Genomic DNA, 23,930 nt, shown 5'->3' with positions numbered 1-23,930 from the left:
CGAGCCGGGCAGGGCTCCTCTCCGTGGATCGCCCGGGCCGTGGCTGCCGGCGCCGGACGTGGCCGGGCGCTGCGTGCGCTGTGGCGGGGTCTGGCCGTGCCTGGACTGTCTTTCCTGACGGAATGAGCAGTGCTGCGTCGGCTTCCGGACAGCGGCGGTGATCCGACAGCTCGACGCCTTGACCGCGAGTTTCGGAACCTCTCTACTAAACGAACCCCCCACCGCCCCCGGAGGTCCGCCCATGCGTTCCCGGTTCCTGGCCGCGCTCACTGCGCTCCTGCTCGCCGTCACCGGTCTGGTGTCCGCCACCTCCACCGCGCAGGCTGCCAACCTGCTGACCAATCCCGGCTTCGAGAGCGGCTCTCTGAGTGGCTGGACGTGCTCCGGCGGCGCAGTGGTCTCCAGTCCAGTCCGCACCGGCAGCTACGCGCTCAACGGCGGGGTGACCAGCTCGGACCGCGGCCAGTGCAGCCAAACAGTCCCGGTTCAGCCCAGTACGGCGTACACGTTGTCGGCCTGGGTGCGTGGCTCCTACGTCTACCTCGGCGTGACCGGTGGAGCGTCGACATGGACGCCGTCGGCCAGTGGTTTCACCCAGCTCACGGTGTCGTTCACCACGACGGCCAGTCAGACGTCCGCCCAGATCTACCTGCACGGCTGGTACGGGCAACCGGCGTACCAGGCCGACGACGTGAACTTGGACGGCCCGGGCGGCAACCCGCCGACCGGCGGAGCTCCCAGCGCCCCGGGGACTCCGTCCGTCACCAGTACGACGAACAGCGCGATCGGCCTGTCCTGGGCTGCTTCCACCGGCACGGTGACGGGCTACCGGGTCTACGAAGGCGCCAACGTCGTCAAGACGGTGACCGGCGGAACCAGTACGACGATCGACGGGCTGAGCGCCTGCACGAGTCACAGCTACTCGGTCGCGGCGTACAACGCGAGCGGGGAGTCGGCGAAGTCTGCCCCGGCCAGTGCGACGACGACTGGTTGCACCAGCACAGGGCTGCCGAAGCACGCGCTGATCGGGTACCTGCACGCCAGCTTCGCCAACGGATCGGGCTACGTCCGGATGGCCGACGTCCCGGCCGCCTGGGACATCGTCAACCTGGCCTTCGGCGAACCGACCTCGGTGACCTCGGGCGACATCCGGTTCAACCGCTGCCCGGTCGCGGAGTGCCCGAACGTGGAGAGCGAGGCCGAGTTCGTCGCGGCGATCCGGGCCAAGCAGGCGGCCGGCAAGAAGGTGCTGATCTCGATCGGCGGCGCGAACGGCCAGGTCCAGCTGACCAGCACGGCCGCCCGGGACGCCTTCGTCAGCTCGGTGTCCGCGATCATCGACCGGTACGGGCTGGACGGGCTGGACATCGACTTCGAGGGCCACTCGCTCTACCTGAACTCCGGCGACACCGACTTCCGCAACCCGACCACCCCGGTGATCGTGAACCTGATCTCCGCGCTGAAGACGCTGAAGGCGCGGTACGGCAGCCGGTTCGTGCTGACGATGGCGCCGGAGACCTTCTTCGTCCAGGTCGGCTACCAGCACTACGGCGGCTCCGGCGGCAGCGACAACCGGACCGGTTCCTACCTGCCCGTGATCCACGCCCTGCGCGACGCGCTGACCGTGCTGCACGTCCAGGACTACAACTCCGGACCGGTGATGGGCCTCGACAACCAGTACCACACGATGGGCGGCGCCGACTTCCACATCGCGATGACCGACATGCTCAAGGCCGGCTTCCCGGTCGCGAACACCGGCCAGACCTTCCCGGGCCTGCGCCAGGACCAGATCGCCTTCGGCCTCCCGGCCGCCGTCAGCGCCGGGAACGGCTACACCGCCCCCGCAGCCGTTCACCAGGCGCTGGACTGTCTGGTGAAGGGCCAGAACTGCGGCGGCTACAGCCTGCGCGGCGGCGCGTCCCCGGCGTTGCGCGGCCTGATGACCTGGTCGATCAACTGGGACCGCTACTACAACTGGGAGTTCCAGAACAGCCACGCGCCGTACCTCGCGGCGCTGCCGTGACCGTCAGGCCGTGATCGCCACGCCTTGAGCAGCTGCTCGCTCAGGTCCCACCGGCGCCGGGTCGATGACCGGGCTGCTCGCGCACCGCTCCCGGAAGTTGGCCACGCGCTGGTATGAAGGACGCATGACAGCGTCGACTTCCCGCCCGGTGATCATCACCGTGGACGACGATCCCGGGGTGTCCCGGTCGATTGCCCGCGACCTTCGCCGCCGGTACGGCGAGCAGCACCGGGTGGTCCGGGCCGAGACCGGTCCGCAGGCGCTGGACGCGTTGCGGGAGCTGAAGCTGCGCGGTGAGCCGGTGGCGTTGCTGCTGGCCGACTACCGGATGCCGCAGATGACCGGGATCGAGTTCCTCGAGCAGGCGATGGACCTGTTCCCGCTCGCCCGCCGGGTGCTGCTCACGGCGTACGCCGACACCGACGCCGCGATCCAGGCGATCAACGTGGTCGACCTCGACCACTACCTGCTCAAGCCGTGGAACCCGCCGGAGGAGAAGCTCTACCCGGTGGTCGACGCGATGCTGGAGCTGTGGCGCACCACCCCGGACCCGTCCACCGACGAGACCCGGGTGATCGGGCACCGCTGGTCCGCGCCGTCGTTCGCGGCCCGTGACTTCCTCGCCCGCAACGCCGTCCCGTACCGCTGGTACGGCGTGGACGAGGACGAGAGCAAGCGGTTGCTGGAGGCGGCCGGCGTGGACGGCTCCGCCCTGCCGGTGGTGATCACCCCGGACGGATCGGTCCTGGTCGCCCCGAGCGAGTCGGAGCTGGCCGACAAGGTCGGGCTGTCCACCTCGCCGGCGGAGGAGTTCTACGACCTGGTCGTGGTCGGCGGCGGTCCGGCCGGCCTCGGCGCTGCCGTGTACGGCGCGAGCGAGGGCCTGCGGACTGTGCTCGTGGAGCAGTTGGCGACGGGTGGTCAGGCCGGGCAGTCCAGCCGGATCGAGAACTACCTGGGCTTTCCCGACGGGGTCTCCGGCGCGCAGCTGACCGACCGGGCCCGGCGGCAGGCGGTCCGGTTCGGCGCCGAGCTGCTGACCGCGCGTCAGGTGGTAGGGCTGGAGTCGCTCGGCTCCGCCCGGCGGCTGCTGTTCTCCGACGGCAGCGAGATCTCGGCGCACTCGGTGATCCTGGCGACCGGCGTCTCGTACCGCACCCTGCAGGCGCCGGGCGTCGACGAGCTGTGCGGCCGCGGCATCTACTACGGCTCGGCGACCACCGAAGGCCCGAACTGCGCCGGCCAGGAGGTCTACATCATCGGCGGGGCGAACTCCGCCGGTCAGGCCGCGGTCTACTTCAGCAACCATGCCAAGCGCGTGCATATGCTGGTCAGAGGTCCCTCGCTCGAGGCGACCATGTCGTCGTACCTGATCAACCAGATCGACGGCATCGAGAACATCGAGGTCCATACCTGTACGCAGGTGGTGTCCTGCAAGGGCTCCGAGCACCTGGAGCGGATGACCCTGCAGAACAGCGCGACCGGACAGACGCGGGAGGTGGACACGGAGTGGATGTTCGTGTTCATCGGCGCGGCGCCCCGGACCGACTGGCTGCCGGGTGACCTGCTGCGCGACGAGCGGGGTTTCGTGCTGACCGGGCCCGACCTGCGCGGCAAGCCGCCGGGCTGGGGGCTGGAGCGCGAGCCGTACCACCTGGAGACGTCGATGCCGGGCGTCTTCGCGGCCGGCGACGTCCGGGCCGAGTCGGTCAAGCGGGTGGCCTCCGCGGTCGGCGACGGGGCGATGGCCGTGACCTTGGTGCACCGATACCTGGAGATGCTGTGACGAGGGAGACGGTTCGATGAGCGCCGCGGAGACCACCGAGGCGGAGTCCCGGCGGCTGTCGGTCGACGAGCTGCGCACGCTGTTCCTGTTCGAGAGCCTGACCGACGAGCAGCTGCAGTGGCTGGCGCGGGAAGGCACCGTCGAGAGCATCGAGGACGGCATCGTCTTCAGCGAAGGCGATCCAGCGGTCTGCTGCTACATCCTGCTGACCGGCGGGATCCGGATGTGCAAGCTCTCGCACGGCGAAGAGGTGGAGATCAACCGCAGCACCCAGCGCGGCGTGTACGCCGGGGCGGTGACCGCGTTCCTCGGCGCCGACGAGCGCAAGGCGTACAACGCGACCATGCGGGTGCTCGAGCCGTCCACGTTCTTCGTCATCGGCGCCGAGACGATGGCGACGATGATGAACCAGTGGTTCCCGATGGCCGTGCACCTGATCGACGGGTTCGTCCAGGGCATGCGCCGGACGAACGAGACGATGGGCGAGCGCGAGCGGCTGCTGGCGCTCGGCTCGCTGTCGGCCGGCCTGACCCACGAGCTGAACAACCCGGCCGCGGCCGCGGTGCGCGCCGCCGCGACCCTGCGCCAGCGGGTCGCCGGGATGCGGTCGAAGCTGGCGATGCTGGCCGACGGCACGCTCGACGCGACCAAGCTGCACCAGATCGTCGAGCTGCAGGAGGCCGCGGTCGAGCGAGTCGCCAAGGCGAAGGCCAAGGAGCAGTCGCCGATGGAGCAGTCCGACGCCGAGGACGCGCTGTCGGACTGGCTCGACGACCACGACGTCCGGGACAGCTGGGACGTCGCGCCGGTGCTGGCCGCGGCCGGCCTGGACGTGCCCTGGATGGAGGACGTGCTGACCGCGGTCGGCCCGGCGTACCTCGAAGGGGCGGTGCGCTGGCTGATGTACACGATCGACACCGAGTCGCTGATGAACGAGATCGACGACTCGGTCACCCGGATCTCCACCTTGGTCGGCGCGGCCAAGCAGTACTCGCAGATCGACCGGGCACCGTTCCAGGTGGTCGACCTGCGCGAGCTGCTGAAGTCCACGCTCGTGATGATGTCGGGCAAGCTGCAGGGCATCGAGGTGGTCAAGGACTTCGATCCCGACCTGCCGGCGATCCCGGCGTACGCCGCGGAGCTCAACCAGGTCTGGACCAACATCATCGACAACGCGGTCAGCGCGATGGGCTCGTCCGGCACCCTGACGCTGCGCACCCGCCGCGACGGCGCCTACGCGGTGGTCGAGATCGGTGACACCGGCCCGGGCATCCCGCCGGAGATCCGCCGCCGGATCTTCGAGCCGTTCTTCACCACCAAGCCGATCGGCGAGGGCACCGGCCTCGGGCTGGACATCTCCTGGCGGATCGTGGTCAAGAAGCACCACGGCGATCTGCGGGTGGAGTCCGAGCCGGGCCGCACGGTCTTCAAGATCACCCTGCCGCTCGACCCCGAGCAGGAGATCGAGGCCCAGGCCGCCTTGATCTGACCGGCGGTTTCCGGTCCCAGCGGCGTCCGCCCGGGCCAGGTACCTTGCGCTCCGGCGAGGACATGGGATGTCCTGGTTTGAGAGATCAGATATGTGGAGAAGTTACGGCATAGCAACTCGCCCCGTTGTTATCTGGCGCTGCCCGGAAGGCAGGACTTCATGCCCACACCTCTCCGCCTGATGCTTGCTCTCGTTCTTGTGCTCCCGGCGCTCACGGCGACCACCGCCGGCGCCCGTCCGATGGCCGAGCCTGCTGCCGTCGTCCAGACCGTGCTGTTCGACAAGGGTGGCGCCGGCTACGGCTGCTACCGGATCCCGGCCATCGTCCGGACCAAGGCCGGAACGCTGCTCGCCTTCGCCGAAGCGCGGCGGACGTGGTGCGGCGACTCGCAGGAGATCGACCTGGTGATGCGCCGCTCCACCGACAACGGCCGAACCTGGTCGGCGCAGAAGGTGGTGCTGTCGGGCACCGACACCGACCCGAACGCCGTGGCCACCCGCGGCAACCCGACGCCGATCGTGGACTACCAGACCGGCCGGATCGTGCTGCTGACCACCATGGATCCCGGGAACGGGACGGATCGCCCGCGCACGCCGTACGTGCAGTTCAGCGAGGACGACGGCCTGACGTTCAGCAAGGCCCGCAGCATCGGCGGCCAGATCGACGACCCGGCCTGGGGCTGGTACGCGACCGGGCCGGTGCACGGCATCCAGTTGACCCGCGGCGCGCACCAGGGCCGCCTGGTCGCCGGCACGAACTACGACGTGAGCGGCAAGCACGCCGGTCAGCTCGTCTACAGCGACGACAGCGGCGAGACCTGGCACAAGGGTGCGACCGATCTGCGCTCCGACGGACTGGTGCCGCAGGAGATCAGTGTGGTGGAGAAGGTTGACGGCGGCATCTACGCGGGCGCCCGGAACAACGGCGGCAGCGCCGGCAACAGCCGGGCCTTTGCTGTCAGCAACGATGGCGGCGAGAGCTACGTCGCGCCGTACGCGCCGGTGGTGGGGCTGACCACCCCGACGGTGCAGGGATCGTTGGTCCGGCTGCGGGCGACCGACCAGGGCGCGAAGTACAACCGGATCCTGTTCGCGTCGCCGGCCGATCCGGAACGGCGGCGGTACCTGACGATCCGGTCCAGCTTCGACGAGGGAAGGACCTGGCAGACCGTGGAGCAGGGCACCCGGATCACCAGCGACTGGTCCGGCTACTCCGACATGGCGGTGCTCGGCACCGGCGAGATCGGGCTGCTGTACGAGGGCGGCACGGTCGACGCGCGGGACCAGATCCGGTTCGCGCGGTTCACCGAGACCGACATCGGGCACCCGGACGGAGCGAGTGGGCCGACCACGCCGGACGTGTCGGGGCTCGGCAACCACAGCTACCTGCGCGGCGGGACGACGGCGGTCGCGGGCAGGTTCGGGCAGGCGCGGGACCTGGACGGCACCGACGACGCGATCCAGCTCCCGTACGCCGAGTCGCTCGCGCTCGGATCGGGCGACTTCACCGCGATGGCCTGGATCCGGTACGGCGCGAGTACCGCGAGCCAGGCGATCTTCTGGGGCTACGGGATCAACGAGTTCTCCCAGTTCTGGTTGCGAGCCGAGCCGGCCAGCAGCCGGATCCGGGGGCTGATCACCGTCAACGGCAGCACCGCGGCGGTCGCCTCGACGAGGGCCTACAACGACAACGCCTGGCACCACGTCGCTCTGCAACGAAAGGCGGGCACGCTGTCGCTGTGGGTCGACGGAGCGCAGGTGGGATCGGTCGCCGCGCCCAGCGGGTCGATCAGTCCGGGCCGGCCGTTCAGGATGTACGTCGGGCAGCGGCTCGACGGCCTGCACCGGTTCGACGGGTCGCTGGACGAGGTCCGGATCTACAAGCGGGCGTTGACGGCGGCGGAGATCGCGAGCATCCGCACCTCCAACGTCACCACTGTTCCGAACGTCGTGCTCGACCTGCCGCTGGGATAGCGCGGCCGGTCCCTGTCATGTCCTGAATCAGTCAGCCGACAAGGGGCAGACCGGTCGCCGGTCTGCCCCTTCGTCGTGTTTGGGTGATCCTCGATCATTCGCCTGCACTGTCGTGAGGACCCCTGCATGAAACTGCGTCACCGTTGGAAGCTCGGCACCGCCGTCGTCGTGAGCCTCGGGCTCGTCGCCGGTGGTGTCGCGCACATGGCGACCGCCGGCACCGGAACCACCGGCGTTGCCGAGCTGCTCCCGCCGACGGGCGGCTCGGTTCCCCTCAGCGCCGCCGAAGCCGCGGCGTACGCGCCGAGCGTCGTCGGCGGTGTCACCCGCCCGGGCGGTTCGACGACTGCGACGGAGGTCGCTCCCGGTGTAACCGCGCGGCCCAAGTCGGCGACCGCGCTGGCCGCCGCGGTCGCCGCCGCGCCGACCGCGGCGAAGGTGACGATCAAGGGCGTCTACCAGAGCACCAACTACTACTGCGTGCCCGCGTCCAGCTCGATCACGCTCGGCACGTACGGCGTGACCGTCTCGCAGGCGACGCTGGCCAAGGAGATGGGCACCACCACCGCCGGGACCTACAGCCGGACGTCGTTGCCGGTGGTCAACAAGTACGTGAACCCGCTCGGCTACTCGGTCTGGAACGCCGAGACCACCGGCAACGCGACGAACCTGCTGAACTGGGCGGCGTACGACATCGGCACCCTGAAGCGGGCGCCGACCATCGGCGTCTGGATGGAGAAGCTGCCCTGGAACAAGGGCATGAGCGGCCACTTCGGGCACCAGATCCTGATCTACGGTTACGACCTCACGAAGAAGACGCTGACCGTCTGGGACCCGTGGAAGCCAACCGGTGGTACCCACACGCTGACCGCCGCGGCGCTGAACGCAACCATGCAGAGCTACGGCCTGGCGTACGTCGCCGGCCACTCCGACGCCGACCTGACCGCCGCCGGTGACCTCAGTGGCGACGGTCTGACCGACATGATCGCGGTGCACCGGCCGAGCGGCGCGCTGTACCGGTACACCAACACCGGCCACGGCTCGTTCCAGGGCGGCAGCAACGCGGTCAAGCTCGGCACCGGCTGGAACGCGATGACCGAGCTGGCCGGGGTCGGCGACCTGACCGGCGACGGCAAGGCCGACGTGGCGGCGGTGGAGAAGTCCACCGGCAAGCTCTGGCTGTACCGCGGTCCTGCCCTGGCCGCTTCGACCCGGCTCCTGATCGGCACCGGCGGCTGGAACGGCATGCGCGACCTGATCGGTGCCGGCAACATCACCGGCGACTCCAAGCCGGACCTGGTCACGATCGAGAAGTCGACCGGCAGGCTGTGGGTCTACCCCGGCAAGCTCAACGGCCTCGCCGCCCGCAAGCAGCTCGGCACCAGTTGGACGAAGATGACCAAGCTCGCGCCGATCGGCGACCTGTCCCGCGACGGCAAGCCCGACTTCGTCGCGGTCGACTCCGGCACGGGCAAGCTGTGGCTCTACAAGGGCCTCACGTTCGCCGGCGGTACGTCGCGGGTCGAGATCGGCACCGGCGGCTGGAACGGGATGCGCTCGCTGACGGGGGTGAGTGACCTCACCGGCGACAAGATCCCGGACCTGATCACGGTGGCGAACACCGGCGGTGACATGTACCTGTACCCGGGCAAGGCGAGCGGGCTCGGCACTCGGGTCAAGCAGGGCTCCGGCTGGAACGGCTGACGCCTCTCACCCGGGTCACCGCACGGTGACGTAGAGGCGCCGCCACGGGCCCGGACAGAGCTGAACGCCGGGCCCGGAGTCCGGCGTTCGGCAGGGTGGTGGCCGGTGACTTCGCGGGAACACCGGCCACCACTGGGTCTATTTGATCAGAACTTCAACTCTTTGGGCAGCAGGCGTGCGCTGCACAAAGCTGCAGTTACCACATCGGTACCCGCCCCACCTTCTGTCGACTGGAGCGCGGAGGGGAGCGCGAGCGCTACTCACGGTCGGGCTTCTGGGCCCAGGTCGGGGGCTGCTCCGATTCCTAGGGTCGGAGCATGCGAATCATGGCTGCTCTGCTGCTCCTCCTGCCCGCCGTCGTACCGCTGGAGGCGCGGGCCGCACCGGCCGAGCCGACCTGGCAGGACTGCCGTACTGGCTCCGGCGACGCCGGAGCCGAGCTCGACGCCGCGGACGCCACCTGTACGACGGTCCGGGTGCCGCTGGATCCGCTGCGGCCCGACGGGCGCACGATCGATCTCGCGGTGTCGCGGATCAAGGCAGACCCGGCCAAGCGGCGCGGCGTACTGCTGGTGAATCCCGGTGGCCCGGGTGGACCAGGAATCGGCTATCCGGCGGAGCTCAAGGGGCTGCTGGGCGAGGTTGCCGCGCAGTACGACCTGATCGGGTTCGATCCGCGCTTCACCGGGCGCAGCGCTCCGATCGACTGTGGTCCGGTGCGGCTTGCTGACGTGTTCCGCTCGTCGCCGACCGCGGCGGACTTCCAGGCGTCGAGCCGGAACGCCGCGCGCTTCGTTGCCGGGTGCCCGCGGGACGGCCTGCGCCACGCGAGCATCCGCAACACGGCGCGCGACATGGACGCGATCCGGGCCGCGCTGGGGGAGGAGAAGATCTCGTACTACGGGGTGTCGTGGGGTGCGGATCTCGGAGTCGTCTACAGCCAGCTGTTTCCGTCACGGGTCGACCGGATGGTGGTCGACAGCGTCACGGACGTCGAAGGTTCGGAGTACCACCACCTGGCGACCGGTGAGCAGAGCGAGGCCGCCTTCGACGAGTGGGCCGCCTGGGCCGCGTGGCGTGACGACACGTACCACCTCGGCCGCTCGGGTCTGCAGATCCGCACCGCCGTCACCAGGGTGCTGCGGCAAAGGAAGACTCTTGCCATCGGCGACTACCGCGTCGACTCGGCCGCGCTGCCCTGGCTGCTCCAGTCGGCCCTCGGCGACGAGAGCGACCGGGACCTGATGGCGCGCAACGTCCGCACGGTGCTCGACGCCGCGGCTGGTCGGCGCGCCGAACCCTCCGAGGAACTGGCCGGCTGGCTCGCGCAGTACTACGGGACCGTGCCGATGATCTCGCAGTTCGTGGCGGCGTCCGTCGCGTACACCTGCAACGACCGAGGCTGGCCGAGCGACCTGGCGGCGTACCGGCGGGATCTGCGCAACGCCCGTGACACGCAACCGCTGTTCGCCATGGCATTCCTGCCGTGCGCGTACTGGACCCAGCACACGACCGAGCCGGATCTTGCTATCGGCAACAACGTGTCGATGCTGATCGTGCAGGCGGAACGAGACAACATCCCGGTACGGTGGGCGCGGGCGCTGCACCAGAAGCTGCCCAACTCGACGCTCAAGACAGTTGACCGACGAGCCCACGGCGTCTACGACGAACGGGTGCCGTCGATGGTGGCTGCTGTCAACGAGTACTTGGGCGGGTGACCACCGGTACGCCGTACCCCGCAGTCGGCGTCGGTCGGCTAGTGAGGCTGTTGCGGCCCGAACACATCCGCGGCAGCCTGCACCCTCGCCACGAACGCTCGCCGCACCTCCGGGTCCTTCTCCGCATCCCGCGCGTCTCCGGTCCCGTCGACGAGCTCGCGCACGACGTCCAGCTGTCCCCCGTGCCGGCACTCCTCACCGAGCACGCGAACCATCATCGCGCCGAGCGTCGTCGCCTGATGCCCCTCGTCCCAGTGCCCAACCCACCCCGGCGCATCCAGTTCCAGCATCGCGATGGTCGCGTCGGCATGCGCACAAGCCTCCCGGTACCAGTCGACGATGAACCCCGCCGACTCGTCCGGCCGCGCCCACAGGTCGGCGGCACCCTCCCAGTCCTCGTCGCCGGGAATCACCCGATCCAGGTCCCGCCCGAAGGTTTCACCGAGGTACCCGCACTCCATCCCGCCGAGGTGCTTCAGCACCCCCAGCAGGTTGGTCCCACTCGCCGTCATCGGCCGCCGCAGGTCGTACTCGCTGAGCCCCTCCGCCTTGCGCAGATTCGCCTCCCGCGCCGCCCGCAACCCCGCCCACAACTCCTCCTTGACCCCAGCCAACCCCCACCTCACCCCTTCACTGACGCGCTATCTCATCGCTGATGCCGTCCTCCAAGTTATCGGTGTCAAAGGCTGCCAGCGGTGAGATTGCGCGTCAGCGGCGCAGCAGTCAGCGCCGGCGATGCTGCTCGGCCAAGTCCTTCAAGTACAACGCTGACTGCTTAGGGGTCCGCGCCTGGGTTCCGTAGTCCACGCGCACGATGCCGAACCGCTTCTCGTAGCCGTAGGCCCACTCGAAGTTGTCCAGCAGCGACCACGCCAGGTATCCGCGGATGTCAGCGCCCTGCTCGATCGCCGATGCCACCGCCGCCAGGTGGGCCGTGAAGTACGCCGTACGCCCGTCGTCGGCGACGAAGCCGTTCTCGTCGGGCTCGTCGTCGAAGGCGGCGCCGTTCTCGGTGACGACCATCGGGAGCCCGGGGTAGTCGCGGCTGATCCGGACCAGCAGGTCGGTGAAACCTTCCGGCACGATCTCCCAGTCCATCGCCGTGCGCGGCCGGTTGAGCGGCAGGGTGCGGCTGATCGGCAGGCCGTCCTCACCGACCGTGCGGCCGTCCTCGGCGTAGCCGGTGAACTGCTGGCTGAAGTAGTAGTTGATGCCGAGCACATCGATCGGCGCGGAGATGGTCGCCAGGTCGCCGTCCTGGACCGGGAGCTCGGCGCCCTGGGCGGCCAGGTCGGCGATCACGTCGGCCGGGTAGCGGCCGTGCACGAGCGGGTCCAGGTACAGCCGGGCGCCCATGCCGTCGGCGCGCCGGGCGGCCTCGAGGTCCGGTTCGGCGTCGGAGGCCGGGTACGCCGTGGCGGCGTTCAGGGTGATGCCGATGTCGAGCTTGCGCGGGGCGGCTTCGCGCATCCGCTCGGTGGCCAGGCCGTGGCCGAGCAGCAGGTGGTGGACGGCGGCGACGGCGGCGGGGAAGTCCTGCTTGCCGGGGGCGTGCGCGCCGTACGCGTAGCCGAGCATCGCCGAGCACCACGGTTCGTTCAGCGTGGTCCAGGTGTCCACCCGGTCGCTCAACGCGTCGAACACCAGCATCGAGTAGTCCGCGAACCGGTACGCCGTGTCGCGGGCCGGCCAGCCACCGGCGTCCTCCAGCTCCTGTGGCAGGTCCCAGTGGTACAGGGTCACCCACGGATCGATGCCACTGGCAAGGAGCTCGTCGACCAGGCGGTCGTAGAAGGCGATGCCGGCCGGGTTCACCCCACCGGTGCCGCGCGGCTGCACCCGTGGCCAGGACACCGAGAACCGGTACGTGTCCAGGCCGAGGTCCTTGATCAGGGCGACGTCGTCGGGCATCCGGGTGTAGTGCTCGCAGGCGACGTCACCGTTCTCGCCGTTGTGCACCGCGCCCGGGACCCGGCAGAAGGTGTCCCAGATCGACGGCGTCCGGCCGTCGGCGTCGACCGCGCCTTCGATCTGGTACGCCGAGGTGGCGACACCCCAGCGGAAACCGGCCGGCAGGCCCGCGATCAGGGCGGCCTCCGTCGAGGTGGAGGGGGCAGCAGTTGTGTTCATGGTGGACGTACGTCACCCGCACCCACCGGTGGGCAGGCGCGGGCGCCGTACTGACTCCCTTCGGGGAAGTGGGCGAGTTAGGCGACAGGGACCCGGCCGGGCAGCCAGCAGGCCACCGAACGGTTCGGGTCGTTCCTGGCCTCCGGGACGCCGAGGACGGGGATGTCCGTCGAGCAGCGGTCGAACGCGTGCGGGCAGCGCGGGTGGAACGAGCAACCGGTCGGCATGCCGCGCAGGTCGGGCGGCGAGCCGGGGATCCCGCTCAGCTCCCGGCGCGGTCCGCGCAGGGCGGGGAAGGACTTCAGCAGGCCTTCGCTGTACGGGTGCAGGGAGTCCTTGTAGAGGTCGGCCGAGCGCGCCTGCTCGACGATCCGGCCGCCGTACATGATCGCGATCCGGTCGGAGAACTCGACCAGCAGCGACAGGTCGTGGGTGATGAACAGCACCGAGAAGCCGAGGCGTTCGCGCAGCTCGACCAGCTGGGCGAGGATCTGGCGCTGCATCACCACGTCGAGCGCGGTGGTCGGCTCGTCCATGATCACGATCTGCGGCTCGAGCACGAGCGCCATGCCGATCATCACCCGCTGCCGCATGCCGCCGGACAACTGGTGCGGGTAGGCGTCCATCCGGTCGGCCGAGATGCCGACCAGCTTGAGCATCTCCTGGGCCCGGGCGACCCGGGCGGGCCCGCTCAGCTGGGGTTCGTGCGCGCGGATCACGTCGAGCATCTGGGTGGAGACCTTGTGCACCGGGTTGAGCGAGTTCATCGCGCCCTGGAACACGATCGACGTCTCGGCCCAGCGGAACTTGCGCAGCTCGGCCGGCGACAGCGCCATCACGTCGTACGGCTGGTCGCCCGGCGGGTGGTAGATCACCGAGCCGCCGCTGATCACGCCGGGCGGCGGCAGCAGCCGGGTGACGCCGTACGCGAGCGTGGACTTGCCGCTGCCGGACTCGCCGGCCAGGCCGAGCACCTCCCCGCGGTGCAGGGTGAGGGTGACGTCGCGGATGGCCCGGACCGCCTGGTCGCCGAGGCCGTAGTCGACGTTGAAGTTCCTGATCTCCAGGACTGGTTCCTTCGGCATCAGACCGTGCCCTTCGCTTCGTCGACGCGCACGACCGGGGTCACCGGCGCGGTCTTGTCGTGGGTGGTGAGCACCGGGGTGAAACCGACCTTCATCCGGACCGTGCGGCCGTCCTTGGTCTTCACCCGGGTGTGCCCGCTGCTGCGCAGCCGCGGGCTGACGAACTCGTCGATGCCGAAGTTGACCAGCGACAGCGCGGTGCCCAGCACGGCGATCGCCAGGCCGGCCGGGACGAACCACCACCACGCGCCCTGGGCGAGGGCCTGCTGGCTCTGCGCCCAGAACAGGATCGTGCCCCAGTTCCACTCCGAGATCGTCGAGATGCCGATGAAGGCCAGCGTGATCTCCGACATCACCGCGAAGATCACCGTACCGACGAAGCCCGAGGCGATGATCGCGGTCAGGTTGGGCAGGATCTCGACGGTGATGATGCGCCAGGTGCTCTCGCCGGTCGCCCGGGCGGCCTCGACGTAGTCGCGGCGGCGCAACGACAGGGTCTGGGCCCGCAGCACCCGCGCACCCCAGGCCCACGAGGTCAGGCCGATGACAAGGGCGATCATCAGGTCGCCGGCGCCGGGAATGGTCGAGGCGACGATGATGATCAGCGGCAGCGCGGGGATGACCAGGAAGACGTTCGACAGCGCCGACAGGGCCTCGTCGGCGGCACCGCCGAGGAAGCCGGAACTGACCCCGATCAGCACCGACAGTGCGGTCGCCACGATACCGGCCAGCAGGCCGACGAACATGACGCCGCGGGTGCCGACCAGCACCTGCGAGAAGATGTCCTGCCCCAGGTGGGTGGTGCCGAACCAGTGCTGGGCCGACGGCGGCTGGAGCAGGTCGCTGCTGCGCGCGGACGGATCGTACGGCGCGATCCAGGGCCCGATGACCGCGATCAGGCAGAAGAGCGCGAGCACGACCAGGCCGGTGGTGGCCTTCGGGTTCGCGACGAACCGGAGTCGTTGCCGCTTGGCGGGCGCGGCCTCGACCTCGGGGCCTTCGGGCGTGACCGCGGTGATGGTGGTGGCGGGTGCCGACATCGTCAGCCCTCCTTGCGGGTGCGCGGGTCGAGCAGCAGGTACGCGATGTCGGCGATCAGGTTGGCGACCAGCACCGAGATCGTGATCACCAGGAAGACGCCCTGCATCAGCGGGTAGTCCTTGGCGCCGACCGCCTGGAACAGGTTGTAGCCGATGCCGGGGTAGGAGAAGACGATCTCCACCAGCAGGGTTCCGCCGACGATGAAGCCGAGCGACAGCGCGAACCCGGACACGTTGGGCAGCAGCGCGTTGCGGGCCGCGTAGCTGACCATCACCCGGCGCTCGGACAGGCCCTTGGCGTGCGCGACGGTGATGTAGTCCTCCGAGGCGACGGTGACCATCATGTTGCGCATGCTGAGGATCCAGCCGCTGACCGACGAGATCAGGATGGTGACCGCCGGCAGCAGGCTGTGCTGGACCGCGCTGCCGATGAACTCGCTGTTCCAGGACGGCACCAGGCCGGGCTCGTAGCCGCCGGACGACGGGAAGAAGCTGCCCTGGCCGGCCAGCAGGGTGATCGCGATCAGGCCCAGCCAGAAGTACGGGATCGAGGACAGGAACGTGGTCACCGGCAGCAGGCCGTCGAGCCACGAACCCCGCCGCCAGCCGGCCAGTACGCCGAGGCCGGTGCCGATCACGAAGCTGGCGAAGGTGGTGATGCCGACCAGCGCGATCGTCCACGGCAGGCTCTGGCCGAGGATGTCGGAGACCGGGGTCGGGAAGAACGTGAACGACAGCCCGAGGTCGCCGCGGAACACCTGACCCCAGTAGTCGACGTACTGGCTCCACACGCTCGCGTCCTTGTCCAGGCCGAACAGCACGTAGAGCGAGTCGATCGCCTCGGTGCTCATCTGGCCCTGGAACTTGTTGATCAGCGAGGTGACCGGGTCACCCGGGATCAGCCGCGGGATGAAGAAGTTGATGGTGATCGCGGCCCACGCCGTGAACAGGTAGAACGCGATCCGCTGCAGCAGGAACTTCACTTCGCGGCTCCTTCCTCGTAGAGCCAGCAGGCCGCCCAGTGGGCCTGGCCGCTGTCGACCAGGGGCAGCTCGAACCGGGGCGGGTGCTCGGTGGAGCACTTCGGCATCGCGTGCACGCAGCGCGGGTGGAAGCGGCAGCCGGTCGGCGGGGCGATCAGGCTCGGCGGCTCGCCGCCACCCTCGTCGGCCGGCGCGTCCTTCGGGTCGCCGACCCGGTCCAGCCGGTCGGGATCCGGCGCGCTTTCGATCAGCAGCCGGGTGTAGGGGTGCGCCGGGTGCTGGGTGACGGTCTCGGAGTCGCCGCCCTCGACCATCCGGCCGGCGTACATGACCAGGGTCTCGTCGGCGAAGTAGCGGGCCGAGGCGATGTCGTGGGTGATGTAGAGGATCGCCAGGTCGAGGCGTTCCTTCAGGTCCCGCAGCAGGTTCAGGACGCCGAGGCGGATCGACACGTCCAGCATCGAGACCGGCTCGTCGGCGAGCAGGGCCTTCGGGTCCGCGCCGAGCGCACGAGCGATCGACACCCGCTGGCGCTGACCGCCGGACAGCTCGTGCGGGAACTTGTCCAGGTACCGCTCCGGCGGAGTGAGCTGCACCCTCAGCAGCAGGTCGCGCAGGTTCTGCTCCAGCTCGGCGGAGTTCGTGCCGGCCCGGCCATGGATCTTCAGCGCCCGGGTCAGGTGGTACCGCACGGTGTGGACCGGGTTCAGCGACGCGAACGGGTCCTGGAAGATCATCTGCACCTGGCGGCAGTAGGCGCGGAACTTGCGGCCGCCGTGCACGGTGACCGACTCGCCGTGCAGCCGGATGTCACCGGAGGTGCGGGTGTACAGCTGGGCCATCAGGCGCGCGACCGTGGACTTGCCGGAGCCGGACTCGCCGACCAGGGCGGTGACCCGCCCGCGGCGCAGCGTCAGCTGGATGTCGTCCACCGCGTGCACGGCTTTGCGCTCGCGGGTGAACAGGTCGCGCAGGCCCCGCCGGACGGGGAAGTGTTTGGTGAGGTTCTCGGCCTCGAGGACCACGTCGCCAGTGGTCGGTGCTGCTTGCGTCGCCGTCATCTTTCCTGACTCCTCGCGGGTTCGGCACAGGGGTGCCGCGGCCGGGAGCTCCAGGGCGTGAGCTCCCGGCCGCGGTGGGGGTCAGGCCCCTGCGGGCTTCAGGCTCAGGACGATCTGCAGAGCGTTCTGCTGCGTCGGCTGGGCCGGCGCGTACTGGTTCTGCTCGTCCGGCCAGCCGACCCAGTTCTTGGTGCTGTACAGCGCGCCGATGTTGGACGCGCCGGTCGGGACGATCGGCATCTGCTCGACCATGATCTTCTGCAGCGTGTTCAGCGCCGCGGTGCGGGCGGCGTCGTCGGTCGCGTTGGCGTACTGGTCCAGCGCCTTGGTCGCCTCCGGGCTGTTGAACCGGCCGTAGTTGCCGCTCACCCCGCCCTTGCCGACCGGCTTGAGGATCTTGCCGTCCATGATGTTCTGGTAGATGTCGTACGGCGTGGCGCCGCCGTTGGTCCAGTGCATGCCGGCGTCGAAGTCGCCCTCGTCGAAGGCCTTGAACCAGGCGTCCTGGTTCGCCTTGTCGATGCTCGCCTTGATCCCGATCGTGGACAGGTTGTCCTTGATGATCTCCAGGCTGGTGATGTAGTCCGACCAGCCGGCCGGGTCGGTGAGCGTGATGGTGACCGGCTTGCCGCTCGGGTCCTTCAGCGTGTCGCCCTCGAGCTTGAAGCCGGCGGCGGCCAGCTCGGCCTTGGCGCCGTCGACGTCCACGGCGTGCAACTTGTCCTTGAACTCCGGCGCGATGAACGACTCACCGGCCGGGGTCGGGATGCCGGTGACGGACTCGATCTTCGGGTAGAAGTAGCCGGCCTCGGCCTGCTGGAAGATGTCGTCGCGGTTGATCACCTTGTCCATCGCGCGCCGCAGGGCCGGGTTATCGAACGGCTTGCGGGTCGTGTTGATCCACAGCCCGTGAATGCCGAGGTTCGCCGGCGCCCAGACCTTGTGGTTCTCCGGGTCCTTGTTCTGGAAGACCGTCTTCACGTTCGGGACGAAGACGAAGCTCCACTCCGAGGCGCCGTTGGCCAGCGCGGTGGTCTGCGCGTTGTTGTCGTTGTACGACGTGTAGCGCAGCTCCTTGACCTTCGGCAGCTCCTGCCAGTACTCACCGCGCAGCTCCAGCGTGGTGGACTGCGGGGTGAACGACTTCAGCTTGTACGGGCCGGTGCCGATCGGCTGCTTGACGGTGTCCTGGTTCGGGTCCTTGAAGGTCGACCACTGGTGCTTCGGGACGACGAACACGGCGAGGATCTTGTTCTGGTTCACGAACTGCGAGCGGGTGAAGGTCAGGTCGACCTTGTTGCCGCTCTGGGTGATGGTGCCGTAGGGGATCGCGTCCTGGTTGAGGCCCTCGTTGTCCTTGCGCAGCTGGAACGAGTACGCGACGTCGGCGGCGGTCATCGGCTTGCCGTCGGAGAAGGTGACACCGTCGCGGATGGTCAGCGACAGCTTGGTGAAGTTGTCGGCCCACTTCCACTCGGTCGCCAGCCACGGCTTGCCGGGCTCCTGCGGCTTGATGCCGTTGATCATCACCAGCGGCTCGTAGATCATCCACCGGTAACCGAGCGAGGCGCCCGAGGACGAACCGAGGAACGGGTTGTGGTTCTCCGTCTGCGGGCCGTTCGGCATACCGACGTTCAGGACGGTCGCGGCGGTCCCGCCGGAACTCGCGGTCGAGTTGTTCGTGTCCCCGTTACTGCAGGCAGCCAGTGCTGCCGCGAGCAGGCCCGTGAGGGCCAGCGCGACTGAGCGTCGTGCTCGCATCGTTCCTCCTGTGTTCGTCCAACTGCTGGCGGATGACGGTCGGATGACTGTCGGGTGGTGCTTTTGGGGTCGCATCGTGCCGTGAAAGCGCTCTCATGGAAAGAGCGGACGGCCTAACGGATCGGTATCGGCGGGTGGGGACCGGCGGCGAAGCAGGGGCAGCTGCCTCGCCGCCGGTTGTCCTACGAGGGGCGGACGGGGGCTGTCGAACTGCGCACGATCAGCGTCGTGGGCAGCACCTGGGGAGCGTCGGGCAGCGGCCGGCCGCCGAAGTAGCCCATCAGCATCCGGGCCGCCGCCTGGCCCATCTGACGCATCGGCTGGTGCACGGTGGTGAGCGGCGGCTCGGTGTGCTGGGCGTACGGGATGTCGTCGAAGCCGACCACCGACACGTCGTTCGGTACGTTGCGCCCGGCCTCCCGCACGGCCTGGATGGCGCCGCCGGCGGACAGGTCGTTGTGCGCGAAGATCGCGTCGAAGGTCAGCCCCGCGTCGAGCGCCTGCTGGACACCGCGGCGCCCGCTCGCGTGGGTGAAGTCGCCCTCGTGGACGAGCCGTGGGTCCAGCTCGATCCCGGCCGCCGCGTAGGTGTCGCGGAAACCGTCCAGGCGTTCCTGGGTGCAGCCGAACCAGTCCACGCCGGTGATCACCAGCGGCCGGCGCCGACCGAGCTCCAGCAGGTGCTGGGCCGCGGCCGCGCCACCGGCACGGTTGGTGGTGGCGACGGACGGGAACAGCGGCTGCTTGGCCCGGTCGTCGATCAGGACGACGGGCAAGCCGCGGGAGTGCAGCTGTTCGATGTAGGCGAGCGTGCCTTCCGGCTCGATCACCAGCAGGCCGTCGAAGGACTGCGCCGAGACCTGCGAGGCGAACTGCTGCATCGACTCCTCACCCCGGTTGCAGGTGAACAGCAGCAGGCCGTAGCCCTCGGACTCGACCACGTCCACGGCGCCCTGCAGCACCTCGCCCATCCAGGGCCAGGTGAGCGAAGGAACCAGCATGCCGACGATCCGGGTCCGGCCGCGGGCCAGGCCGACGGCCCGGGCGCTGGGCACGTAGCCGAGCTCGTCGATCACCTGGCGGACCCGTTCGGCGGTCCGCAGGTCGAGCTCGCCCTTGCCGTTCAGCACGCGTGACACGGTGGTCTTGCTGACACCGGCACGGGCCGCGACGTCGGCGATCGTGATCGACACGTTCTCAGCTCCCCTCGGGCGGTCGGGGTCGTGCGGGGCGGGTTGTTGCCGGCGCGTGAACTTCGTGTTCGGAACCGGTTTCGGAAGCGGTTCCGTAGAGTGAAGCCGAGTGGGCCAGGTCACGTCAATCACGAAGAGATAACGAACCACGGCTAAGTTCACGCTTTGTAGGAAGGGCGCCGACCGGTCCGGCGCAGCGGTTTCGCTCCCGGGCTGCGGCATGATGGATCGCGCGGGAGGGATCGATTTCAGCGGCTGCCCCGGCGGCCGGGCGAAGCATTTCCAGAGGGCGGTCGACACACCATGGACGTACGCCGGACCACTGTGCGCGACATGCGGCGGTCGAACCGGTCGGTGATCCTGACCAGCATCTACCGCCACGGACCGCTGAGCCGGTACGAGCTCGGCCGCGAGACGTCGCTGAGCGCTGCCAGTGTGAGCAACTTGGTCGGCGAGCTGCTGGACGAGGGTGTCGTGGAGGAGGCCGGGTCGGTCGAGTCCGACGGAGGTCGCCCCCGGGTGCTGCTGCGGGTCGCGCCGACGTTCGGCTACGTCGTCGGCGCGGAGGTCGGTGAGACCCGGGTGCGGGTGGAGCTGTTCGACCTCGCGATGAACGTGGTCGCGACCGTCGTCTCCCCGATCGAGACGCCGAAGCCGGCCCCCGAGCTGGCCGTCCGCTCCGTGCTGCAGGGCCTCGACGAAGTGATCGCGGGAGCCGGTGTGGCCAAGGAGCGGGTGCTCGGTCTCGGTGTCGCCGTTGCCGGGGTGGTCGAGGGTCCTGCGGACGCCGTGGTGCACGCCCAGACGCTCGGGTGGGACGGCGTACCGCTGGGCGCGATGCTCGCGGCCGGGACCGAGATCCCCATTCAGGTGGACAACGGCGCGAACACGCTCGGCCAGGCGGAGATGTGGTTCGGCGCCGGGCGGGGCGCGACGGACGCGGTCGTCGCGCTGGTCGGTTCAGGTGTCGGTGCCGCGCTCGTCACCGGCGGCACGAGCTACCGCGGTACTCGCAGCAGCGCGGGGGAGTGGGGCCACACGACGATCATGTACGGCGGCCGTCAGTGCCGCTGCGGCGCGCTGGGTTGCCTCGAGGCGTACGTCGGCGCGGAAGCCGTGCTGGAGCGGTACCGCGAGGCCGGTGGGCCGTCGGCCGCCACCGACGACGAGGAAGCCGAGTTCGTCGCCCTGCTCGCGGCGGTCGGTACGTCGGAGGTCGCGGCCAAGGTGGTCGAGGACACCATCGGCTATCTCGGCGCCGGCTTCGCGAACCTGGTCAACCTCGTCAACCCCGAGCGCATCGTGCTCGGCGGCTGGGCCGGCCTGCTGCTCGGCGAGCGCTACCTGCCGCAGCTTCGGGAGGCCGTCGGCCGGCACGCCCTGCGTCGCCCGTACGCCCAGGTCGCCATCGAACTGTGCGAACTCGGCAGCGACGCGGTGGCCCGCGGCGCCGCCACTCTCCCTGTGCTCCGTCTGCTCCGCGAGGGCGGCGTGACCCGGAAGCTCACGACCAGCTGATTGGCTGCGTGAGCCGATGGCGAACCCACCGCGTGCTGTCCGGGGTTCAAGACTTCAACTATGCTTTGAAAAAACCACTTCACCCTCTGGGGGTCACCGATGGTCGAGCTCTCCCCGCTCCGGCAGGACTTCGTCTGGGGTACCGCCACCTCGGCGTACCAGATCGAGGGCGCGGTGGCCGACGACGGCCGGCTGCCGTCGATCTGGGACACGTTCTGCCGCGTGCCCGGCGCGATCGACAACGGTGACACCGGTGACGTGGCGTGCGACTCCTACCACCGCTGGCCCGAGGACCTGGCGCTGCTCAAGCAGCTCGGCGTGGACGCGTACCGGTTCTCGATCGCCTGGCCGCGGGTGATCCCGACCGGCTCCGGCGCGGTCAACACCGCCGGTCTGGACTACTACGACCGGGTCGTCGACGACTTGCTTGCCGAGGGCATCAAGCCCTTCGTCACCTTGTACCACTGGGATCTGCCGCAGGCACTGCAGGATCTCGGCGGCTGGGACAACCGGGACACGGCGTACCGGTTCGCCGAGTACGCCGCGGTGGTCGGCGCGAAGCTCGGCGACCGGGTCCGCGACTGGGTGACGCTGAACGAGCCGCTGTGCTCGGCCTGGATCGGCCACTGGGAAGGCCGGATGGCGCCGGGCATCACCGACCCCGCGATCGCCGTCCGCGCGTCGTACAACCTGCTGCTGGCGCACGGCCTCGGTGTCGCCGCGCTGCGCGACGCCTGCCCCGAGCCGCCGGCAGTCGGCCTGGTGGTCAACCTCAGCGGCTGCGAGCCGGCCAGTCAGAGCCCCGAGGACATCCGGGCGGCGCGCATCGCCGACGGGCACATCAATCGCTGGTGGCTCGACCCCACGTCCGGCCGCGGCTTCCCGGCCGACATGGTCGAGACGTACGGCGTGGAGCTTCCGGAGCGGCCGGGAGACCTCGAGATCATCGCGGCGCCGACCGACTTCATCGGGCTGAATTACTACTTCCGCCAGATCATCGAGGCCGACGGATCCGTTCCGGTGCTGGGATTCAGCCAGGTCCCGGGCCCGAACGCCGAGCACACCATGATCGACTGGGAGGTCCACCCGGCCGGGCTGGAGGAGCTGATCCTGCGGCTGGCCAAGGAGTACGGCGCCGAGAAGATCTACGTCACCGAGAACGGCTCGGCCTGGGTGGACCAGCCGGACGCCGAGTTCGCCGTCGACGACCCCGACCGTACGGCGTACCTGGAAGAGCATCTGGCGGCGTGCGTCCGCGCGGTCGAGCAGGGCGCACCGCTGGCCGGGTACTTCGCCTGGTCGCTGATGGACAACTTCGAGTGGGCCTACGGCTACGCGCCCCGCTTCGGCCTGGCCTACGTCGACTACCCGACCGGCACCCGGGTGATGAAGACCAGCGGCAAGCGCTACGCCGACCTCATCCGCGGCCACCGCGAGGCCTGATCCGGTCGTCCGGCAGCGTCAGCGGCAGACCCAGCGGCTGGAACAGAGTGCGGTCGTCGATCACCTCGATGTGCCGGAAGCCGCTCCGGTCGGTCGTCAGAACGTCCAGGTTGTGGGCCCGGTAGGCGCCGTCCGGTGCGACTCGGTACACCGCGAAGCCGGGCAGGTCATCGATGGTGACCGGTACGAGCCGGGACTGACCGAAGGCGGGGCAGTAGGCGAGGAAGCGGAGAATGCCGGCCCGGCCGGCCAACCGGGTGGAGCCGGGATGCTGCTCGTAGACCGCGTCCTCGGTCAGCAGGTTGAGCAGGGAGTCGGTGTCGCCGTTCTCGAAGGCGAGCGCGTAAGCGTCCAGGAGCCTCGGCTGGACTTCCGCCGGTGGGCCGCCGGCGGTGTCGGTCGTCCTGCCCTCGGCCAGGCTGCGCCGTGCGCGGCGCAGCATGCTGTAGACCGCCGCCGATGACGTCCCGAGCAGGTCCGCGATGTCGGCGGCGGGCCAGCTCATGACGTCGGCAAGCACCAGGACGGCCCGCTGCTGCGCCGACAGGTGCGTCCAGGCGACCAGCATCGCGCGCCGGCTGTCCTCGCGCGTGTCCATCAGGTCGGCGGGATCGACGGTGAGTCGCGGGGGCGCGAGCAGCGGATTCACGGGCTGCTGGTCCGTGTCGGTCGGCAGCCCGACCGGTTGAGGCACCCGGCCCGAGCGGTCGAGCGCGGTGAGGCAGACGTTCGTGGCGATCCGGTACAACCAGGTGCGCAGCGACGATCGGCCCTGGAAATCGCCGTACGACCGCCAGGCGCGCAGCAGCGTCTCCTGCAGCTGGTCCTCCGCGTCGGCCGGATCGTGCAGCAGCCGCCGGCAGTGGGCCAGCAGCTCGGCTCGGTACGGCGCCACCAGCCGGACGAAGTCTTCGTCGGCCATCGTCTGCGGAGTCATCGCTGGTTCCCTTCGGAGGTGTCACCAGTAAAGACCGGAGGCACCGACAGAATTCGCCGCGACGAATCCGCGGGGCCGCGCTGGT

Annotated in this window: 17 protein-coding genes; 8 read left to right on the top strand and 9 right to left on the bottom strand. The window is 69.6% G+C overall.

Annotated features, from left to right (window positions below):
• Nucleotides 1-241: 241 nt before the first annotated feature.
• The 6 genes from KFLA_RS26195 to KFLA_RS26170 all read left to right on the top strand — a co-directional run bounded on the left by KFLA_RS26195 (nt 242) and on the right by KFLA_RS26170 (nt 10,694).
• The gene (locus KFLA_RS26195; RefSeq protein ID WP_012922851.1) at nt 242-2,023 is read left to right on the top strand and encodes a chitinase; all 1,782 of its coding nucleotides are present in this window, start codon (nt 242-244) and stop codon (nt 2,021-2,023) included.
• Between the two features lie 124 nt (nt 2,024-2,147).
• The gene (locus KFLA_RS26190; protein WP_041289489.1) at nt 2,148-3,809 is read left to right on the top strand and encodes an FAD-dependent oxidoreductase; all 1,662 of its coding nucleotides are present in this window, start codon (nt 2,148-2,150) and stop codon (nt 3,807-3,809) included.
• A gap of 16 nt (nt 3,810-3,825) precedes the next feature.
• On the top strand, nt 3,826-5,298 hold the full coding sequence (locus tag KFLA_RS39440; RefSeq protein ID WP_012922849.1) for an ATP-binding protein: 1,473 nt from the start codon (nt 3,826-3,828) through the stop codon (nt 5,296-5,298).
• Between the two features lie 159 nt (nt 5,299-5,457).
• A complete protein-coding gene (locus tag KFLA_RS26180; RefSeq protein ID WP_012922848.1) occupies nt 5,458-7,272 on the top strand; it encodes a sialidase family protein in 1,815 nt (604 codons plus the stop codon).
• 126 nt (nt 7,273-7,398) lie between these two features.
• Complete coding sequence (locus tag KFLA_RS26175; protein WP_012922847.1) at nt 7,399-8,976, top strand: FG-GAP-like repeat-containing protein; 1,578 nt, start codon at nt 7,399-7,401, stop codon at nt 8,974-8,976.
• A 317-nt stretch (nt 8,977-9,293) separates the two neighbouring features.
• The gene (locus tag KFLA_RS26170) at nt 9,294-10,694 is read left to right on the top strand and encodes an alpha/beta hydrolase (protein ID WP_237706596.1); all 1,401 of its coding nucleotides are present in this window, start codon (nt 9,294-9,296) and stop codon (nt 10,692-10,694) included.
• A gap of 38 nt (nt 10,695-10,732) precedes the next feature.
• Here the strand turns inward: KFLA_RS26170 and KFLA_RS26165 are convergent, their stop codons facing one another.
• From KFLA_RS26165 to KFLA_RS26130, 8 genes are all read right to left on the bottom strand, one after another.
• Nucleotides 10,733-11,308 carry a DinB family protein gene (locus KFLA_RS26165; protein ID WP_012922845.1) on the bottom strand — a complete coding sequence of 192 codons (576 nt, stop codon included), beginning with the start codon at nt 11,306-11,308 and terminating at the stop codon, nt 10,733-10,735.
• A gap of 109 nt (nt 11,309-11,417) precedes the next feature.
• Nucleotides 11,418-12,824, bottom strand: coding sequence for a GH1 family beta-glucosidase (locus tag KFLA_RS26160; protein ID WP_012922844.1), 1,407 nt, complete (start codon nt 12,822-12,824; stop codon nt 11,418-11,420).
• 77 nt (nt 12,825-12,901) lie between these two features.
• The gene (locus KFLA_RS26155) at nt 12,902-13,909 is read right to left on the bottom strand and encodes an ABC transporter ATP-binding protein (protein WP_012922843.1); all 1,008 of its coding nucleotides are present in this window, start codon (nt 13,907-13,909) and stop codon (nt 12,902-12,904) included.
• Nucleotides 13,909-14,949 (bottom strand): ABC transporter permease, encoded by a 1,041-nt coding sequence (locus tag KFLA_RS26150; protein WP_012922842.1) that lies wholly within the window; start codon nt 14,947-14,949, stop codon nt 13,909-13,911. The genes KFLA_RS26155 and KFLA_RS26150 overlap by 1 nt, the downstream gene beginning before the upstream one ends.
• 2 nt (nt 14,950-14,951) lie before the next feature.
• Nucleotides 14,952-15,932 carry an ABC transporter permease gene (locus KFLA_RS26145; protein ID WP_012922841.1) on the bottom strand — a complete coding sequence of 327 codons (981 nt, stop codon included), beginning with the start codon at nt 15,930-15,932 and terminating at the stop codon, nt 14,952-14,954.
• Nucleotides 15,929-16,993, bottom strand: a complete 1,065-nt coding sequence (locus KFLA_RS26140; protein WP_012922840.1) for an ABC transporter ATP-binding protein — start codon at nt 16,991-16,993, stop codon at nt 15,929-15,931. Before KFLA_RS26140 ends, KFLA_RS26145 begins: the two co-directional genes overlap by 4 nt.
• An 81-nt stretch (nt 16,994-17,074) precedes the next feature.
• The gene (locus tag KFLA_RS26135; protein ID WP_012922839.1) at nt 17,075-18,754 is read right to left on the bottom strand and encodes an ABC transporter substrate-binding protein; all 1,680 of its coding nucleotides are present in this window, start codon (nt 18,752-18,754) and stop codon (nt 17,075-17,077) included.
• 182 nt (nt 18,755-18,936) lie between these two features.
• The gene (locus tag KFLA_RS26130) at nt 18,937-19,947 is read right to left on the bottom strand and encodes a LacI family DNA-binding transcriptional regulator (RefSeq protein ID WP_012922838.1); all 1,011 of its coding nucleotides are present in this window, start codon (nt 19,945-19,947) and stop codon (nt 18,937-18,939) included.
• 333 nt (nt 19,948-20,280) lie between these two features.
• Between KFLA_RS26130 and KFLA_RS26125 the strand changes: the two genes are divergently transcribed.
• Together KFLA_RS26125 and KFLA_RS26120 are read left to right on the top strand one after the other, a co-directional pair.
• Entirely contained in the window at nt 20,281-21,465 is a 1,185-nt protein-coding gene (locus KFLA_RS26125; protein ID WP_237706595.1) for an ROK family transcriptional regulator, read from the top strand.
• Between the two features lie 99 nt (nt 21,466-21,564).
• Nucleotides 21,565-22,908, top strand: a complete 1,344-nt coding sequence (locus tag KFLA_RS26120; RefSeq protein WP_012922836.1) for a GH1 family beta-glucosidase — start codon at nt 21,565-21,567, stop codon at nt 22,906-22,908.
• On the opposite strand, the gene KFLA_RS26115 is transcribed toward KFLA_RS26120, so the two are convergent.
• Entirely contained in the window at nt 22,883-23,845 is a 963-nt protein-coding gene (locus KFLA_RS26115) for an RNA polymerase subunit sigma-70 (protein ID WP_012922835.1), read from the bottom strand. The two genes, KFLA_RS26120 and KFLA_RS26115, sit on opposite strands and share 26 nt — an antisense overlap.
• Nucleotides 23,846-23,930: the final 85 nt, after the last annotated feature.

Origin of the sequence: Kribbella flavida DSM 17836 (genome assembly GCF_000024345.1) — a bacterium.
GTDB lineage: Bacteria > Actinomycetota > Actinomycetes > Propionibacteriales > Kribbellaceae > Kribbella > Kribbella flavida.
The sequence above is the reverse complement of the archived record's forward strand: the minus strand, read 5'-3'. Positions and strand labels throughout refer to the sequence as shown.

Bases quoted from the DNA above. Each gene is read 5' to 3' on its own strand.
- KFLA_RS26195 (WP_012922851.1), top strand. From the start codon at position 242: ATGCGTTCCCGGTTCCTGGCCGCGCTCACTGCGCTCCTGCTCGCCGTC.
- KFLA_RS26190 (WP_041289489.1), top strand. From the start codon at position 2,148: ATGACAGCGTCGACTTCCCGCCCGGTGATCATCACCGTGGACGACGAT.
- KFLA_RS39440 (WP_012922849.1), top strand. From the start codon at position 3,826: ATGAGCGCCGCGGAGACCACCGAGGCGGAGTCCCGGCGGCTGTCGGTC.
- KFLA_RS26180 (WP_012922848.1), top strand. From the start codon at position 5,458: ATGCCCACACCTCTCCGCCTGATGCTTGCTCTCGTTCTTGTGCTCCCG.
- KFLA_RS26175 (WP_012922847.1), top strand. From the start codon at position 7,399: ATGAAACTGCGTCACCGTTGGAAGCTCGGCACCGCCGTCGTCGTGAGC.
- KFLA_RS26170 (WP_237706596.1), top strand. From the start codon at position 9,294: ATGCGAATCATGGCTGCTCTGCTGCTCCTCCTGCCCGCCGTCGTACCG.
- KFLA_RS26160 (WP_012922844.1), bottom strand. From the start codon at position 12,824: ATGAACACAACTGCTGCCCCCTCCACCTCGACGGAGGCCGCCCTGATC.
- KFLA_RS26155 (WP_012922843.1), bottom strand. From the start codon at position 13,909: ATGCCGAAGGAACCAGTCCTGGAGATCAGGAACTTCAACGTCGACTAC.
- KFLA_RS26150 (WP_012922842.1), bottom strand. From the start codon at position 14,949: ATGTCGGCACCCGCCACCACCATCACCGCGGTCACGCCCGAAGGCCCC.
- KFLA_RS26140 (WP_012922840.1), bottom strand. From the start codon at position 16,993: ATGACGGCGACGCAAGCAGCACCGACCACTGGCGACGTGGTCCTCGAG.
- KFLA_RS26135 (WP_012922839.1), bottom strand. From the start codon at position 18,754: ATGCGAGCACGACGCTCAGTCGCGCTGGCCCTCACGGGCCTGCTCGCG.
- KFLA_RS26125 (WP_237706595.1), top strand. From the start codon at position 20,281: ATGCGGCGGTCGAACCGGTCGGTGATCCTGACCAGCATCTACCGCCAC.
- KFLA_RS26120 (WP_012922836.1), top strand. From the start codon at position 21,565: ATGGTCGAGCTCTCCCCGCTCCGGCAGGACTTCGTCTGGGGTACCGCC.
- KFLA_RS26115 (WP_012922835.1), bottom strand. From the start codon at position 23,845: ATGACTCCGCAGACGATGGCCGACGAAGACTTCGTCCGGCTGGTGGCG.